This window comes from Ensifer sp. PDNC004 (assembly GCF_016919405.1).
GTDB lineage: Bacteria > Pseudomonadota > Alphaproteobacteria > Rhizobiales > Rhizobiaceae > Ensifer.
Genome location: NZ_CP070353.1, coordinates 3,732,501 through 3,749,255, shown reverse-complemented (window position 1 = coordinate 3,749,255; position 16,755 = coordinate 3,732,501). Strand labels below are relative to the sequence as shown.

At 60.6% G+C, this 16,755-nt stretch carries 10 protein-coding genes, 1 tRNA gene and 2 rRNA genes; 2 read left to right on the top strand and 11 right to left on the bottom strand.

Annotated elements, in window-relative coordinates; all coding sequences use genetic code 11:
• Window positions 1-9: 9 nt before the first annotated feature.
• From JVX98_RS26285 to JVX98_RS26265, 5 genes are all read right to left on the bottom strand, one after another.
• Window positions 10-987: an ABC transporter permease gene (locus JVX98_RS26285; RefSeq protein ID WP_205237965.1), complete on the bottom strand. Its 978-nt coding sequence runs from the start codon at window positions 985-987 to the stop codon at window positions 10-12.
• Between the two features lie 130 nt (window positions 988-1,117).
• On the bottom strand, window positions 1,118-2,182 hold the full coding sequence (locus JVX98_RS26280) for a substrate-binding domain-containing protein (RefSeq protein ID WP_205237964.1): 1,065 nt from the start codon (window positions 2,180-2,182) through the stop codon (window positions 1,118-1,120).
• Window positions 2,183-2,257: 75 nt separating this feature from the next.
• Complete coding sequence (locus JVX98_RS26275) at window positions 2,258-3,319, bottom strand: substrate-binding domain-containing protein (protein ID WP_205237963.1); 1,062 nt, start codon at window positions 3,317-3,319, stop codon at window positions 2,258-2,260.
• 26 nt (window positions 3,320-3,345) lie between these two features.
• Window positions 3,346-4,605, bottom strand: coding sequence for a M20 family metallopeptidase (locus JVX98_RS26270; RefSeq protein WP_192447126.1), 1,260 nt, complete (start codon window positions 4,603-4,605; stop codon window positions 3,346-3,348).
• Complete coding sequence (locus JVX98_RS26265; RefSeq protein ID WP_205237962.1) at window positions 4,605-5,816, bottom strand: ROK family transcriptional regulator; 1,212 nt, start codon at window positions 5,814-5,816, stop codon at window positions 4,605-4,607. The genes JVX98_RS26270 and JVX98_RS26265 overlap by 1 nt, the downstream gene beginning before the upstream one ends.
• 359 nt (window positions 5,817-6,175) lie before the next feature.
• Between JVX98_RS26265 and JVX98_RS26260 the strand changes: the two genes are divergently transcribed.
• Window positions 6,176-8,737, top strand: a complete 2,562-nt coding sequence (locus tag JVX98_RS26260) for an FAD-dependent oxidoreductase (RefSeq protein WP_205237960.1) — start codon at window positions 6,176-6,178, stop codon at window positions 8,735-8,737.
• 80 nt (window positions 8,738-8,817) lie between these two features.
• On the opposite strand, the gene JVX98_RS26255 is transcribed toward JVX98_RS26260, so the two are convergent.
• Together JVX98_RS26255 and JVX98_RS26250 are read right to left on the bottom strand one after the other, a co-directional pair.
• Window positions 8,818-9,747 carry an aldo/keto reductase family oxidoreductase gene (locus tag JVX98_RS26255; RefSeq protein ID WP_205237958.1) on the bottom strand — a complete coding sequence of 310 codons (930 nt, stop codon included), beginning with the start codon at window positions 9,745-9,747 and terminating at the stop codon, window positions 8,818-8,820.
• Window positions 9,748-9,988: 241 nt separating this feature from the next.
• A complete protein-coding gene (locus tag JVX98_RS26250) occupies window positions 9,989-10,777 on the bottom strand; it encodes an SDR family oxidoreductase (RefSeq protein WP_205237957.1) in 789 nt (262 codons plus the stop codon).
• A gap of 96 nt (window positions 10,778-10,873) precedes the next feature.
• Between JVX98_RS26250 and JVX98_RS26245 the strand changes: the two genes are divergently transcribed.
• On the top strand, window positions 10,874-11,467 hold the full coding sequence (locus JVX98_RS26245; RefSeq protein WP_205237956.1) for a TetR/AcrR family transcriptional regulator: 594 nt from the start codon (window positions 10,874-10,876) through the stop codon (window positions 11,465-11,467).
• 285 nt (window positions 11,468-11,752) lie between these two features.
• On the opposite strand, the gene JVX98_RS26240 is transcribed toward JVX98_RS26245, so the two are convergent.
• The 4 genes from JVX98_RS26240 to JVX98_RS26225 all read right to left on the bottom strand — a co-directional run bounded on the left by JVX98_RS26240 (window position 11,753) and on the right by JVX98_RS26225 (window position 16,367).
• Complete coding sequence (locus JVX98_RS26240; protein WP_205237955.1) at window positions 11,753-12,472, bottom strand: hypothetical protein; 720 nt, start codon at window positions 12,470-12,472, stop codon at window positions 11,753-11,755.
• Window positions 12,473-13,015: 543 nt separating this feature from the next.
• Window positions 13,016-13,092: transfer RNA gene (locus JVX98_RS26235), tRNA-Met, on the bottom strand.
• 216 nt (window positions 13,093-13,308) lie between these two features.
• Window positions 13,309-13,423 (bottom strand): 5S ribosomal RNA (gene rrf, locus JVX98_RS26230).
• 148 nt (window positions 13,424-13,571) lie between these two features.
• Window positions 13,572-16,367: ribosomal RNA gene (locus JVX98_RS26225) — 23S ribosomal RNA — on the bottom strand.
• Between the last annotated feature and the right edge of the window lie 388 nt (window positions 16,368-16,755).

The following is a 16,755-nucleotide window of genomic DNA, read 5'->3' as shown; positions in this document are numbered from 1 at the left end:
AATCCTCCTTCAGCGGGACTTTTCGCGCAGCGACACGGCGACCGCGGCGAGGATGATAAGACCGCGAACGATCATCTGGTCGGAAACGGAAAGGCCCATCAGGATCAGGCCATTGTTGAGCATACCCATCATCAGCGAGCCGACGAGCGCACCAATGATCGTACCCTTGCCGCCGTTAAGCAGCGTGCCGCCGACGATGACGGCGGCAATCACCGTCATCAGATCGGTCTCACCGAGCGTATACTTGGCCGCCTGAAGCCGGCCGGCGTAGAGCAGGCCGGCAAGCCCCGCTAGACCGCCGCTGATGACAAGCACGGCGAGCCGGATGCGCGGCACGCTGATGCCCGAGACGCTCGCCGCACGGCTGTTGTCGCCGGTCGCCAGCACGTGGGCACCGAAGCGGGTTTCGCGGTAGATGATGTGGCCGCAGACGACCGCGACGATCGTCCACCAGATCAATGAGGGAACACCGAGGAACGAGCCCGAGCCGAAGAAGCCGGTAAAGGTGCTGTCGGTTACGGGGATCGAGCGCAGGTTCGTCATCGAGCGGGAGACGCCTGCGAAAAGCCCGAGCGTTGCCAGCGTCACCAGGAACGACGGCAGTTTGACATAGGCGACCAGTGCGCCGTTCAGGAGCCCGACCAGCACGCCGGCGCCGATACCGGCGACGACGCCGGCCACCAGGCCGTATTCGTTGATCGTCACCGCCGCCGCCAGCGCCGAGACGGCAACGGTCGAGCCGATCGACAGATCGATCTCGCCGGCCGACATGACGAAGACGAGGCCGATCGCCATGATCGTCACCGGTGCCGTCTGCAGCATGATGTTCGACAGGTTGCGAACGGTCAGAAAGCCGCTGTCCCGAAGCACTATGGCGAAGAACAGAAAGATCGCCAGGAAGCCGAGATAGACGACGTATTGCTGCAGGTTGAGGCGGCTGACGAGGCTGGCCGGCTGGCTGCTCGCGCTGGAATGGGCACTGGACATTATTCTTCCTCCGAAGGCAGGGGGAATGCTCCCCCTGCACTACGACGCCGCACGTCCGGTCAGACGCGCAAAGGTCGCCGTAGCACTATGAGAAGCTGCATGTTTCCCACATGCAGCGGGCATCATTTCATCACTTCATCGCATCCGCGATCGTCGCGGGCACATCCTTGTTCAGAGACTTTTTCCAGCCATCAGCGACCGTCGCCTTGGTGACTGCAAGCGAGTCGACGACCAGGAAGGGCTCGGCCTTCTGGCCGACCAGAGAGCCGGCCGCGGCGCGCGCTGCGGTGACGCCGATATTGTAGGCTTCGTCGGCGACGAGCGCTGCGATGTTCCCGCCCTTGACCATGTCGAGTGCTGCCGGTTCGTTGAGGTCGAGCGTCACGATCTTGGTGTGGCTGTTGCCGGCGCCGCGCAACGTCGACAGCACGCTCAGTGCCGGCTCCGCCCAGGTCACATAGATGCCGTCGAGATCCGGGTTCTGGGTGATCATGCCTTGCGCGATTTCCTCGCTGCGGGCGGGATCCGCCATGCCGGCCTCGGCAACGATCTTCATGTCAGGATAGTCCTGCTCGATCGTCGACTTGAAGGCGCCGTCGCGCTGGTTGGTCACGTAGAAATCGGCGTCGTGATAGATGTAGCCGAGCTTGCCCTTGCCGCCGAGCGCATCCGCCATGGCGATGGCAGCCTTGTTGCCCATCTGGAACAGGTCGTCCGAGACGATCGTCACATAGTCCTTGCCGTGTTCGTAACCGGCCGGCGAATTGTCGACGAAGGCGAGCTTCACACCCGCGGTGCGCGCCGGATCGTAGACCACGGCAGCCGTTGCCGGATCGACCGGCAGCGACAGGATGATCGAGGGCTTCTTGGCAAGCACCGTCTCGACATCCGCCTTCTGACGGGCGGCATCGAAGCCGGCATCGGTCTGTGCGACCACCTCGACGCCGAGGCGCTTGAATTCGTCCTGAGCGCCGCTATTGACCGCATTGGTGTATTCGCTCATCTCGTGCCAGACGAGCGCTGCAGTAAACTTGCCGTCCTTGATCTGTTGTTCCTGCTCCGCCGTCAGCGTCAGGCTGCTCGCGGGCGTCGGCGCCTCGCCATGCGGCCCTGTGGTCTTGCCGTCAGCGGCAAAGCCGGATGTTGCGGCAAATACCGTCGCCAGCAACGCGAAATGTATTACTGCCCTGTGCATCTCTGCCTCCCTTTGGGATGGTGCCGCCGGAAACGTCCTCTCTCCCGGCGGCCATCGGATTATTTCGCGGCCTGATTACTTGGCCGCGTCGAGCACCGACTGCGGCGCATCTCGGTTGAGCGACTGCTTCCAGCCGTCCGCGACGTTTTCCTTGGTGACGGTCAGCGCCGGAGCAACGACGAAGGCCGGCGTCTGCTGCCCGAGCAGCGACTTCAGGCCGGTCGCAGCCATGGCGCGTCCAAGCTCATAGGCCTTGTCGGCGACGAGCGCCGTCACGTTGCCACCCTTGACCATGTCGAGTGCCACCGGTTCGGCAAGATCGAGCGTGACGATCTTGGTCTTGGTATTGCCGCTCGAGCGCAGGGCGGATAGCACGCCGTCGGCAGGCTCGGCCCAAGTCACGTAGATGCCGTCGAGATCAGGATTCTGCAGCAGCATCGCGCTTGCCAGTTCCTCGGCACGTGCCGGGTCGGAGATGCCCTGCTCGGCAACGATTTTGATATCCGGATAGTCCTTCTCGATCGTCGACTTGAAGGCCTGGTCGCGCTGGTTCGTCACATAGTAGCTGGCGTCATGGAAGATGTAGCCGACCTTGCCCTTGCCGCCGATCGCCTTTGCCAGCGCATCGGCCGCCTGCTTGCCCATCTGGAAGAGATCGTCGGTGACGATCGAGGCATAGTCCGTGCCCTGCTTGTAGCCGCTCGGCAGGTTGGAGAGGAACACCAGCTTGCTGCCATCGGTGACGGCCTGGCGGAAGGCTTCGGCCGAGGTGACCGGATCGAGCGGCAGCGCCAAGATGACGTTCGGCTTGGCGGCAAGCGCGGTCTCGATGTCGCTACGCTGGCGGGCGGCGTCGAAGCCGGCATCCGTCGTCACCGCGATCTCGACGCCGGCACGGGCAAACTCGTCCTTGGCACCGGCCGAAACGGCATTGGTGAAATCGGACGAAGTGTGCCACAGCAGCGCTGCCTTGTAGCCCTTGCCCTTGAGCGCGCCGATATCGGCATCGCTCAAGGCGACATCGGCACTCGGCGTCGCGGTCTCGCCGGACGGACCGACCGTCTGGGCGGAAGCGGCGTTTGCGGCAAGCACGAAACCGCTGACGAGCGCAGCAGCCATCAATTTCTTCAAGATCATTTTCGTTCTCCCTCTTGTTTGGCAGTTCAGTCCATGACGCCGCAGTAGCGCGCCATGAAGGCGGCAAATCCGACGATCCCGGCGAGGTATTCCTCCACCTCGACCCGTTCCTCGTAGGTATGGCAATTGCGGATGTCGCCGGGCGCGCAGTAGACGGCAGGCACGCCCAAGCGGTTGACGAAGAACGGCGATTCCGACCAGAAGGGGGCACCCTCGATCACCCCGCGTCCGGCCATGGCTTCCGCCATGGCGGTCGACAGCGCACCGACTTCGCCGGCCGTTTCGTCGATTTCAGCCGCCGTGCCGCCAAGCGCGTGATCGCGACCGGCCGGATAGGAAAACTCAACCGTGATTTCCGGATCGGTGATCGCCGAGCGCACCGCAGCCTCAATTTCGGCTGCCGCCGTGTCCAGCGATTCCCCCGGCAGGAGCTTGCGGATCAGCGACAGGGTGCAGCGCTCGGGCACGGCGATGTAGCCGCCGCCGGCAAGGCCGGTGATCAGCAGGAAACTACGGCCGATCAGCTTGTGCTCGGCCCGTGCGGCAACCTCATCGGAGTGTTTCCAGAGTGCCGACATCGCCGCATGGCTGGCGCGCAGCGCGTCCTTGCCGAGCTCGGGCACGCCGAAATAGGCGGATTTTCCTGTAATCGTGATGTCGGTGATGAAGAAGCCGATCTGCGCCGGATAGACGGACAGCCGGGTCGGCTCGACATAGACGACGAAATCCGGCCGTGCGATCTCGCCGGTTTCTATGCGGCCGACCAGATCCTTGATGCCGGCCGACACGCCGGTGCCCGGTTGGCCGCTTTCCTCGTCGCCGATGAAGGCAAAGGCCACATCGCCGACGAGACCCACGCCAGCCTTGTCGAGCAGCGAGAGCGCCGCCAGCGACGCGCAGATGCCGGCCTTCAGGTCGCCCGAACCACGGCCCCAGACCGCGCCGTCGATGATCGGTGCGGCGAAGGGATCCTCGCGCTCGGTACCGGCCCAATGTTCGCGCCAGCCGTCGACATGCACGGTATCCGTATGGCCGATAAACAGCAGGCGTGGCCCCTTGCCACGACCCTTGCGCTCCGCCCAGACGTTCGGCCGCCCCGGCAAAAACTCCGCCGTTTTCAAGCCTTCAAGGCCAAGGCGCTGCATCGTTTCGGCCAGAAAGGCGACGAAATTCGCCTCGTTGCCAGTAATGCTCTCACGCCCGATCGCGCCACGAAAAAGATCGATCGCCGCGTCGCGGTCAAGCACCGCGCGCAAACGTTCGACCAGACCGTCATTCATCGTCATCACATCGCCTCCCGAAGCGCGTTGACGTTTGCCCGCGGCAGCGAAATCCGGCCATCGGGCGCATCGACCCCGAAAAGGGTATTGTGCAACTGACCGAGCCCGATCGCCGCCGCCCCGATGATTGCGGCACGCGCGCCGAGTTCACCCGTTTCGACATTGACCGGATAGGGGAAGCACTGCGGCAGGAAGGATTTCACCCGCTGGAGCATTTCCGGCCGGAGCCCGATCGAGCCGCCGAGAATGACCTTCTGCGGGTTGGCGATGGCAGCGATCGCCGCAACGCCGGCTGCCAAGTACCGCGCCGTGTCGTCCAACACCGTCAGCGCTGCCGCATCGCCGGCTTCCGCCTTGGCAAAGATGGTGGGCACGGTGACCGTGTTGCCCGAAAGTGCTGCGTAGCGCTCCGCCATGCCATGCGAGGCAACGGCGCGCTCGAAGGCGCCGGTGCGCAGCGATTCCGCCTCGAACGGATCGGCGCCGAGCGGCAGGAAACCCATTTCGCCGGCGGCATTGCTGACGCCGCGCACCAGATGGCCGCCGACCATCAGGCCGCTGCCAACGCCGGTGCCCAGCGCCACATAGGCGAGGTTGTCGATCCCCTGCCCCTGCCCCAGCCAGTTCTCGCCGAGAACCGCGAGATTGACGTCGTTCTCGAGCATCGCGCCGAAGCCGAGCACCTCCTCGAAGGCGCCGACGACATCCATCGTGTCGAAGCCGGCGATATTCGGCGCAAGCAGCACACGGCCGGTCTCGCTGCAGGGCGCGCCGGGAACGCCGACCACCGCAAGCCGGATCTTGTCGCGAGCGATCTTCTGGCGGTCTGCCGCATCAAAGGCCATGGCGGCAATTTGCTCCACGACGAAGCGGCCGCCACGCGGATCGGTCGGCGCCGTATCTTCGGCAAAGATCTGGCAGGCGAGATCGGTGATCGCCACGCGCACTTTCGTGCCGCCGAGGTCGACGGCGATGATGAAGGCGGCATCGCACACCAGTTCGTAGGTGACGGCGGTGCGCCCGACATGGCCGCTGGTGCGCCCCGTCTCCTGCACCCAGCCCTCTTCCTCGAGGCCGCGAACGATCTCGGAAATGGTCTGCTTGGAAAGGCCGGTCTGCTTCGAGATCGACGCACGCGAAATTGGCCCGCCCTGGACGATCGCCTCCATGACGGAGCGCTGGGAGAACTTCCGGGAGATGCGCAAGCTGTCGTTCACGGGGACCTCTTTTAATTCGTTCTGTTACCGAACTTATTAAGATCAGGCATCGCTGTCAATCTTGCCCGATAGGATTATCTTTCATGGCGAACGGCGCGGTCTGCGGAGAAACAGGGCAACGGCGATGACGCATTCGGATGCGTCGCCATTTGCGATATGCTAGATGAAAACAGATTGGCGCTGAGGGGCGCTTTTTCTCACGAAATCAGTGGCATGACCGTCTCGACAGCTCTCGTTCCGCGATCCGCAAAATGCCCGGCTCTGGTCGTGCAGTTTGATGAGAATGTCGTAGACAGGCTCTGGTCGAGGCAGATCAGGCCCTAAAATCCGGCATCCAATCCAAACTAGGGTCGCAATCAATGGCAGAGTTTCCGCAAAAGGCGAAAGTCGTAATCATCGGGCTGGGGGGCATCGTCGGCGCCTCGATCGCGCACCACCTGATCGAGCGCGGCTGGGACGACATCGTCGGCATCGACAAGTCGGGCGTGCCGACCGATATCGGCTCGACCGCACACGCCTCGGACTTCTGCTACACCACCAGCCACGATTATCTGTCCGTCTGGACGACGCAGTATTCGATCGATTTCTTCGAGAAGATGGGCCACTACGCCCGCATCGGCGGCCTGGAAGTGGCCCGCACCGGCGACAATGTCTGGATGGAAGAGATCAAGCGCAAGCTGTCCTCCGCCAAGGCCTTCGGCACCCGCGCCCACTATGTTTCGCCAGCTGAAATCAAGGCGATGTTCCCGCTGATCGAGGAAGATCAGGTGATGGGCGGCATGTTCGATCCGGATGCCGGCCTCGTCATTCCGCGCTCGCAGACGGTTGCCGGCAAGCTCGTCGATGCGGCGGAAAAGTCGGGCAAGCTGCAGGTCTTCGGCAACACGCCGGCAAAATCGCTGATCGTCGAAAACGGCCGTATTAAGGGCGTCGTCACCCATCGCGGCACGATCATGGCCGACCACGTCATCGTCTGCGCCGGCATCTGGGGCCGCCTGATCGCCGAAATGGTCGGCGAGGACCTGCCGGTCATGCCGGTCGACCACCCGCTCACCTTCTTCGGCCCGTACAACGAATTCGAAGGCACCGGCAAGGAGATCGGCTTCCCGCTTCTGCGCGACCAGGGCAACTCGGCCTATATGCGCGACACTGGCGACCCGAAGACCACCGAGGGCGGCCAGATCGAGTGGGGCTATTACGAGACCACCAATCCCCGCCTCTGCCATCCGCGCAACATTCTTGAAAAGCACGAGGCGCGGCTGTCGCCCTCGCAGCGTGACCTTGAGATGGAACAGATCATCGAGCCGCTCGAGCGCGCCATGGAACTGACGCCGATCCTCGGCGAGCTCGGCTATAACGAGAGCCATTCCTTCAACGGTCTGCTGCAGGTTTCGGCCGCCGGCGGTCCCTCTTGCGGCGAGAGCCAGAAGGTGCGCGGCCTGTGGTATTGCGTCGCCATCTGGGTCAAGGACGGCCCCGGCTACGGCAAGCTGATCGCCGACTGGATGACCGACGGCCGCACCGAGATCGACCACGCCTCGATCGACTATTCCCGTTTCTATCCGCATCAACTCGAGGAAAAATTCATCGAGGGCCGCTGCTTCGAGGCGGCGCAGAAGATCTATTACCCCGCCGTGCACACGCGCGAGCCCTATGCCACCGGCCGCAATGTCAAGCGCTCGCCCTTCTACGAGCGCGAAAAGGAGCTCGGCGGCTACTTCATGGAACTCGGCGGCTGGGAGCGCGCCCATGGCTACGCCGCCAACGAGCATCTGCTCGAAAAATACGGCGACCGCGTTCCGGTGCGCGAAAACGAATGGGACAGCCGCCATTTCTGGCGTGTTTCCAACGCCGAACATCTGGCGATGAGCGAGGATTGCGGCATCGTCAACCTCTCGCACTTCCATATGGTCGACATCGAAGGTCCTGACCACGTGGAGCTGCTGGAATGGCTCTGCGCCGCCAAGATCGGCGGCGACGCCAATATCGGCAAGGGCATCTACACCCACTTCCTCGACGACGAGGGCATGGTGCGGGCCGACTTCACCGTCTTCCGCATGGCCGACCGCGGCCGTCTCGTGAACGGCGCCGACGCCGGCCCGCGCGACTTCCAGTACATGCGCCGTGTCGCCGAGGACCGTGGTCTCGACGTCACCATCACCGATGTGTCGGAGAAGTTCATCACCATCGGCATCTGGGGGCCGAATGCCCGCGAGAACCTGAAGAAGGTGGTTGCCGATCCGGCAGGCCTCGACATCGAGAACTTCGCCTTCGCCGCCATCAAGCCGATCGAGATCGCCGGCAAACATGTGACCGCCTTCCGCATCTCCTATGTCGGTGAGCAGGGCTGGGAACTGCACATGAAGTACGAGGACGGTCTGGCCGTCTGGGATGCGCTGCGCTCAACCGGCGTCATGGCCTTTGGCGTCGAAACCTATGCCAACTCGCGCCGCATGGAAAAAAGCCTGCGCCTGCAGAACGCCGATCTGCTGACCCAGTACAACCTCATCGAGGCCGACCTTGCCCGTCCGAAGGTCAAGGACGTCGACTTCCGCGGCAAGGCAAAGCACCTGGAATATAAGGCGCGCGAGCACCAGCCGGCCATGCTCTGCACGCTTGTCATGACAGAGAACACCGACAGGAACGGCGTGAAGCGCTATCCGGTCGGCACGCTGCCGGTCATCGATCCGGAAACCGGCAAGGTTCTCATCGACGAGCTTGGCCGCCGTTCCTACACCACCTCGATCGCCTTCGGCCCGACGATCGGCAAGAACATCGCGCTTGCCTATCTGCCGTGGTCCCATTGCCAGGTCGGCCGGAAGCTCAATGTCGAATATTTTGCCGAAACCTACCCGGTCGAGGTCGTCGGCATCGGCTACAAGCCGCTCTACGACCCGGAAAACCTGAAGCCGCGCAGCTGATCGAGCGGCATCAGTCACCAAAAAACGCAAAAGGCCCGCTTGGATCCGAGCGGGCCTTTTGCGTGGCGACCAGGATTGTGTCAGGGCAGCACGTGTCCTGCCGCGGTAAAGAGACGATACCAGTCCTCTCGCGATAGCGTGATGTCAGCGCCGGGCGCGATATCGGCCAGCCGCTCCGGACTTGTCGTTCCAAGCACCACCTGAATGTTGGCCGGATGGCGGGCGATCCAGGCATAGGCGATGGCCGATGGCGAAACACCGTACTTGGCGGCGAGCTCGTCGAGCACCCGGTTAAGTTCCGGAAAGTTCTTTTCGTCGCCAACGAAGACACCGCCGAAGAACCCCTGCTGGAACGGCGACCAGGCCTGCAGCGTCATGCGGTTGATGCGCGAATAGACGACCACTTCGCCATCGCGATCGATCGATTGCTCGAGACCTGCCATATTGGCGGCGATCCCGAAGGCGACCGAAGGCGCATGCGCAATGCTGAGCTGGATCTGGTTGGCGACGAGCGGCTGACGGACGGCGGTCTTCAGAAGATCGATCTGCCGCGGTGTGTGGTTGGAGACACCGAAATGCCGGACCTTGCCGGCCGCCTGTAATGTGTCGAAGGCCTCCGCCACCTCCTCCGGCTCCACCAGCGCATCCGGCCGATGCAGCAAGAGAAGATCGAGATAGTCGGTCTTCAGTGCCGCCAGCGATCGATCGACCGACTGCAGAATATGTTCCTTGGAGAAATCGAAATAGCCGCGGCGGATCCCGCACTTGCTCTGGATGACGATCTGCTCGCGCTCTGCCGGCTTCAGCCGCAACGCATCGCCGAAACGGCGCTCGCAAGCATGCAGCTCGCCACCATAGATATCGGCATGGTCGAAGACGTTGATCCCGACGTCCCTTGCCTTGCCATAGAGCCGGTTTATGGCGTCATCGCTGAGATCGACAATCCGCATCAGGCCGAGAACGGCAGAGGAAACGGAAAGGTCGGTTGGTCCCAGATTGAATCTTTTCATCGGCTCGCACCATCAACATCGTTTCGAGGGAGGATTTTCGCAAAGGTGCGGCGCGGCCGACCTTGCGAAATCTTTGATCCTCAATCTCTAAGCAGCCCAAGGGCGCTTGGCAAACGCCTTTGGGACAAACCCTGGCGACGATGCGGCTGCTGTACCCAAGCGGAAAAGGTCCGGGCATCGAACATCCCAACAGACGCGGGGTTCCGAGCGAACGTCGAACGCCCGCCCCCACCTGGACCGGTCAGGCCGCGGACCGATAGCGCTCGGCCGGCAACGACTGGGCAAAATTGGGCAGCATTGCCTGCCGTGCCGTATCGAGCGTGTTCCACTGGTCGGCATCGGGAAGCGGCGGGATAGTCACTAGTTCGCGCCGGTCGTAGCCGATCAGCGCCGCATCGACGAGATCGCCGACCTCCATCACGCCTGAAAGCGTGTCGACATCGACGCCGGCATGATCCCAGATCTCGGTGCGTGTCGCCGCCGGCAGCACCGCCTGAACGTAGACCCCTTTGGTGGCGAGCTCGACATTCAAGCCTTGAGAGAGGAACAGCACGAAGGCCTTGGTCGCGCCGTAGACGGTCGCGCCCATTTCCGGCGCAAGCCCGACGACCGACGCGATGTTGATGATCGCCCCTTCGCCCCTCTCCGCAAAACCCGGTGCTGCCGCATGCGCCAGCCGGGTGACGGCCGTGACGTTGAGCGCAATCAGCTTTGCGATGTCTTCGTTCTGCTGTTGCAGAAAGCCGCGCGGGATGGACGTTCCCGCATTGTTGACCAGCACGCCGATGCTGCGGTCGTCGCGTAACCTTTGTTCGATCCTGGCGAGATCCTGCTCGTCGGTCAGGTCTGCCGGCACCACATCCACCGCCACGCCGGTTTCGTTCTTGAGGCGCTCAGCGAGAGCGTCAAGGCGCCCTGCATTGCGCGCGACCAGAACGAGATCATGACCGCGGCGGGCAAAGCGCTCCGCATAGACGGCACCAATACCGGTGGAGGCACCGGTTACAAGGACTACAGGCTTGCTGCTCATCGATCGTGCTCCTTAGCTTATTCATGATACTCATCATGTATTTGTATATATGATTGTCATCATGTATATTGTCAATCGAAATTTCAGGAGACGATGATGCGCGTGAGCCGGAAGCAGGTCGAAGAGAACAAGAAGACGATCCTGGAGGCGGCCGGACAGCTGTTTCGGGAGCGCGGCTTTGAGGCCGTCACCGTTACCGATGTCATGAAGGCGGCGGGCCTCACCCATGGCGGCTTCTACGGCTACTTCAAGTCGAAAGAGGATCTGATCGCGCAGACATTGGCCGGGCTGCAGGGAGAAACCGAGCCGCTGACGGTGGATCTCGCATCCGTCGCCCGACGTTACCTCACGCCCGAGCATCGGGACGATTTTGGCCGCGGCTGCCCGCTTGCAGCTCTCGCATCGGAGGTGAGCCGCCAACCGGCGGCTGCACGGTCGGAGATGACAGGCGCCTTGAAGCGCCAGTTCGCTCGGTTCGGCAAGGTCGCGCCGGGGACGGATGAGCATGAGAAGCGCCGCGCGGCGATCGGCAGTTCTGCAGCCATGATCGGCGCGCTTATCCTGGCGCGCATGACCGACGACCCCGACCTGTCGACGGAAATCCTCGATGAGACGCGCGCATGGCTTTCCGGCCGCGATCACGGGGAACTGGCAAGCCAGGATCTCTTCGAAGGAGAGACCGGCGCTTAGATCTGAACCATGCCGCGGAAAATGCGCCGCGGTTTGTGGTCACGTTACGCGGCTAGTTTAGGTATTGGAGCGCGGGCGACAAAGTGCTTGGCAGATCCTCTAACGTGTGGAATTCGATCGCTGGTCACTCCGCCGGAACGATAGTCCGGCGAGACACAGGCATCGTTGATGAGGGGGGCGTGAACCCGAAGACAAACCGTCAAGGCGCTTTCTCGGACCAGGCACAGCGAGGTTTGCAGCCAGGCACGCCCATCGCAAATGCGGAGGCGATGCTTTATCGCGCCGTCACTGGGGCTCCCGCCAGCCGAATTTCTTCGTCCAATGGCCGTTCCATTCATTCGCCGACTGTTGCGTTCGCTGGTAAATCCGCTCGGCCTCCTCCTCCGCTTTCAAGGCCTCCGCCAGCGCCGCATCACCCTTCGCATTGGCGCGCGCCTTTTGCGCGATGTCGAGACCGATCCGCGCTTCTTCCCGCGCATCCGCCAGGAACTGACCGGTGCTGTGGCCGTCGGCATCGGCGACGTGGTGCAACTGATCCGGTCCGATCTTCAAATCGTAGCCAAGCACGATTTCGGATTCCGCAAACCGGCTGCGATTGCTGCGTACGGTCGCCGTCAGCGCCATGGCGATGGCCTCCTCATGCAAGAGGCCTGGATTGTTGAGCAGCTCCGCTTCGACCCGGCCTGCAAAAGCCTCGCCCTGCTCGTTGAGAATCGCCTTCAACGTTGCCTTCACATTGGGATCGCTGGACCGGAAACGGTCGGAGTTCACCAATTCTAGGGCCTTCCCGACAAAAGCGTCGGCCCTCGCCTTCAGCTCCAGCATGCTGTTGTTGATTGCACCCTGCGCCTGCGTCGTTGCTCGGCCAGGCTCCGCTGAAACGCCGTTCGCGGCCTTGAGTATGCTGTTCGCGCTGTCGGCAGAACCAGTTTTCTCCTCGGCCTCGGTGGCTGTCCGCCTGAGGATTTCCAAGGCAACATTGCTTGTTGGCGATATGGTGGTCACGGGTGGATCTCTGCGGCGAAGGCCGTGCTCCTGCACCGGCCTGCCAAATGGGTGCGCACAGCCTCATGCTATCGCGGCAATCAAGGATGACAGCAACTATCGATTGCATATCTTAATAAACGGGTAACGCCAATCATCGAGGCAGACCACGCAGCAGCCTCGCCCACTCTCCGAAGCGAACCGGACAAATGCGCTCCGATTTGAGCGCCTCGAACGAGGCTTCTCCTCGCCGAACACTGCGACAAAGGCGCTGCCCCTCCTCCGGTGAGCGAGCCAAGCCTATGTGCTACGCGTCGGGTCGTTATGTGTCGGCGTTGGGGCGCAATAGATCGGTTGCGTTGGGCGCTCAGGCCTCGTGCCTGCTCTCTCTGCTTGCGCGCTGTCATCCTCGGCGAAAGCGCCCGGACCGTATTACGGCGCCCTCCCCTTCGAGCTTGCGCCTTCGGCTTGCGCCTGCAATGGCCTGTCTTGGTCTTTGCCGCTGTGCCTTAGAACGCGGAAAGCCCGCCGGATTTCTCCTGGCGGGCTTTAGGTTATGAGATTTGGTTGCGGGGGCAGGATTTGAACCTGCGGCCTTCAGGTTATGAGCCTGACGAGCTACCGGGCTGCTCCACCCCGCGCCATCGCGGTAAATCCCTTTGGGATTTATCCGCTCATTGCGGGTTTTGCCGAAGGCAAAATCCCGTTTAACCGGTCCGGGTTTTGCGTGCGCAAAATCCCGTTGGTTTGTCTGATCTTACTTACGCAAAAAGGCCGCTTGTTGGCGGCCCTTGTGTTTCGGCAGGGCCGAAGAGTGTGTCGAGAAGATTTCCGGCGTTTTATCTTGCGTTTTGCAGACCTGGCAGCGACCTACTCTCCCGCGTCTTAAGACGAAGTACCATCGGCGCTGGGGCGTTTCACGGCCGTGTTCGGAATGGGAACGGGTGCAGCCACCCCGCCAGAACCACCAGGTCGGCAAAGCGCAAGATTTGAGCTTGCGGGCTCAAACCGGATGAGAAGCTGGTGAGTTCGGGTTTAAGCGAACTCGTTTTGTTTTGAACACGTCGTTCATCTCGGCGAATGCTTTGCAATCGCCTTGTGATGAACACAAGCAATGGGAACGATCAAGCCAATCGAACGATTAGTACTGGTAAGCTTCATGCGTTGCCGCACTTCCACACCCAGCCTATCAACGTGGTCGTCTTCCACGGTTCTCAAGGGAATACTCGTTTTCAGGTTGGTTTCCCGCTTAGATGCCTTCAGCGGTTATCCATTCCATATATAGCTACCCTGCTATGCCCTTGGCAGGACAACAGGTCCACCAGAGATATGTCCATCCCGGTCCTCTCGTACTAGGGACAGATCCTGTCAATATTCCTACACCCACGGCAGATAGGGACCGAACTGTCTCACGACGTTCTGAACCCAGCTCACGTACCGCTTTAATTGGCGAACAGCCAAACCCTTGGGACCTGCTCCAGCCCCAGGATGCGATGAGCCGACATCGAGGTGCCAAACAACCCCGTCGATATGGACTCTTGGGGGTCATCAGCCTGTTATCCCCGGCGTACCTTTTATCCGTTGAGCGATGGCCCTTCCACGCGGGACCACCGGATCACTATGACCGACTTTCGTCTCTGCTCGACTTGTCAGTCTCGCAGTCAGGCGGGCTTATGCCATTGCACTCGACGACCGATTTCCGACCGGTCTGAGCCCACCATCGCGCGCCTCCGTTACTCTTTCGGAGGCGACCGCCCCAGTCAAACTACCCACCATACACTGTCCCGGATCCGGATAACGGACCGCGGTTAGACATCCATGACGATAAGGGTGGTATTTCAAGGATGGCTCCACAAGAACTGGCGTCCCTGCTTCAAAGCCTACCACCTATCCTACACATGCCGACACGAATGCCAGTGTAAAGCTATAGTAAAGGTGCACGGGGTCTTTCCGTCTGACCGCAGGAACCCCGCATCTTCACGGGGAATTCAATTTCACTGAGTCTATGCTGGAGACAGCGGGGAAGTCGTTACGCCATTCGTGCAGGTCGGAACTTACCCGACAAGGAATTTCGCTACCTTAGGACCGTTATAGTTACGGCCGCCGTTTACTGGGGCTTCGATTCAGAGCTTGCACCCCTCCTCTTAACCTTCCAGCACCGGGCAGGCGTCAGACCCTATACGTCGTCTTGCGACTTCGCAGAGCCCTGTGTTTTTGATAAACAGTCGCTACCCCCTGGTCTGTGCCACCCCATCTGACTTGCGTCAAAAAGGGTCACGCTTCTTCCGAAGTTACGCGTGCAATTTGCCGAGTTCCTTCAGCATAGTTCTCTCAAGCGCCTTGGTATACTCTACCTGACCACCTGTGTCGGTTTCGGGTACGGTCTATACGGTGGAGCTATTTCCTGGAACCGCGTCCCCGCCCAGACAATCCAATAAGTCTGAACAAGTTAAGCAATCCGTCACTACCACCAGGCCCACGAATATTAACGTGGTTCCCATCGACTACGCGTGTCCGCCTCGTCTTAGGGGCCGGCTAACCCTGCTCAGATTAACTTTAAGCAGGAACCCTTGGTCTTTCGGCGAGAGGGTCTCTCACCCTCTTTATCGTTACTCATGTCAACATTCGCACTTCCGATACCTCCAGGACCCCTCACGGGTATCCCTTCACAGGCTTACGGAACGCTCCGCTACCACACGTCTTGCGACGTATCCTCAGCTTCGGTGCATGGCTTTAGCCCCGTTACATTTTCGGCGCAAAGACCCTTATTTAGACCAGTGAGCTGTTACGCTTTCTTTAAATGATGGCTGCTTCTAAGCCAACATCCTGGTTGTTTTGGGATCCTCACATCCTTTCCCACTTAGCCATGACTTGGGGACCTTAGCTGGAGGTCAGGGTTGTTGCCCTTTTCACGACGGACGTTAGCACCCGCCGTGTGTCTGCCGACTAGTACTCCTCGGTATTCGGAGTTTGGTTAGGATCAGTAAGACGGTGAGTCCCCATAGCCCATCCAGTGCTCTACCCCCGAGGGTATTCGGTCGACGCTCTACCTAAATAGATTTCGCGGAGAACCAGCTATTTCCGAGTTTGATTGGCCTTTCACCCCTAACCACAAGTCATCCCAATCTATTGCAACAGATGCGGGTTCGGTCCTCCAGTTGGTGTTACCCAACCTTCAACCTGCTCATGGCTAGATCACTCGGTTTCGGGTCTAATGCGACGAACTGAACGCCCTGTTCAGACTCGCTTTCGCTGCGCCTTCACCTATCGGCTTAAGCTTGCTCGTCACACTAAGTCGTTGACCCATTATACAAAAGGTACGCTGTCACCCTTGCGGGCTCCAACTGTTTGTAGGCATCCGGTTTCAGGTTCTATTTCACTCCCCTTGTCGGGGTGCTTTTCACCTTTCCCTCACGGTACTTGTTCGCTATCGGTCATGCACGAGTACTTAGGCTTGGAGAGTGGTCTCCCCATGTTCAGACAGGATTTCACGTGTCCCGCCTTACTCAAGGACAATGAGTGTTCTACGTGTAAGGGGCTATCACCCTCTACGGCCGACCTTTCCATGTCGTTCCACTTTATTCCTCATTGCCACTGGCCTGGTCCGCGTTCGCTCGCCACTACTTGCGGAGTCTCGGTTGATGTCCTTTCCTGCAGGTACTTAGATGTTTCAGTTCCCTGCGTTCGCTTCTTACCCCTATGTATTCAGGATAAGATACCTTTAAACAATACTTGGAAACCTAAGCCGTACTTGCGCACGACTTAAATTTTCCAAGCATTTAAGGTGGGTTCCCCCATTCGGAGATCCATGGATCAAAGCTTATTCGCAGCTCCCCACGGCTTATCGCAGCGTATCACGTCCTTCATCGCCTGTGCATGCCAAGGCATCCACCAAATGCCCTTTTGACACTTGATCGTTCTCATTGCCAATGCTCATCCATTAGCCGCCGTCCCGAAGGGACGCGGCAGATAGGGTTACCTTTTACAACCCAATCCTTCTGAGATGCCATCGACGTGTTCGATACGGTCGCTTTATTGGAACCACGCCGAGCGGTTCACTTGCGCCATATCTTAAGACCAGCTTCTCGAGATCTGTCCGGTGATGCGCGGTCAGGCAACACCAATCCAACATGAACACCAGAAGGGCACTCTTACGAGCACCCAAACAATGACCATGCCTCTAGGACAAGGCTTCCTTCCTACCTCCAGACCCTCCACCACATCCGGTCGGCTAGACCATCCATGGGTTCTCAGGGGCTGGGCTCGGACGTCCCGAATGATCATAGATCATTCAAAACACCTGG

Coding starts and splice junctions, on each gene's coding strand:
- JVX98_RS26275 (WP_205237963.1), bottom strand. CDS start 3,319: ATGATCTTGAAGAAATTGATGGCTGCTGCGCTCGTCAGCGGTTTCGTG.
- JVX98_RS26270 (WP_192447126.1), bottom strand. CDS start 4,605: ATGACGATGAATGACGGTCTGGTCGAACGTTTGCGCGCGGTGCTTGAC.
- JVX98_RS26260 (WP_205237960.1), top strand. CDS start 6,176: ATGGCAGAGTTTCCGCAAAAGGCGAAAGTCGTAATCATCGGGCTGGGG.
- JVX98_RS26245 (WP_205237956.1), top strand. CDS start 10,874: ATGCGCGTGAGCCGGAAGCAGGTCGAAGAGAACAAGAAGACGATCCTG.
- JVX98_RS26285 (WP_205237965.1), bottom strand. CDS start 987: ATGTCCAGTGCCCATTCCAGCGCGAGCAGCCAGCCGGCCAGCCTCGTC.
- JVX98_RS26250 (WP_205237957.1), bottom strand. CDS start 10,777: ATGAGCAGCAAGCCTGTAGTCCTTGTAACCGGTGCCTCCACCGGTATT.
- JVX98_RS26255 (WP_205237958.1), bottom strand. CDS start 9,747: ATGAAAAGATTCAATCTGGGACCAACCGACCTTTCCGTTTCCTCTGCC.
- JVX98_RS26280 (WP_205237964.1), bottom strand. CDS start 2,182: ATGCACAGGGCAGTAATACATTTCGCGTTGCTGGCGACGGTATTTGCC.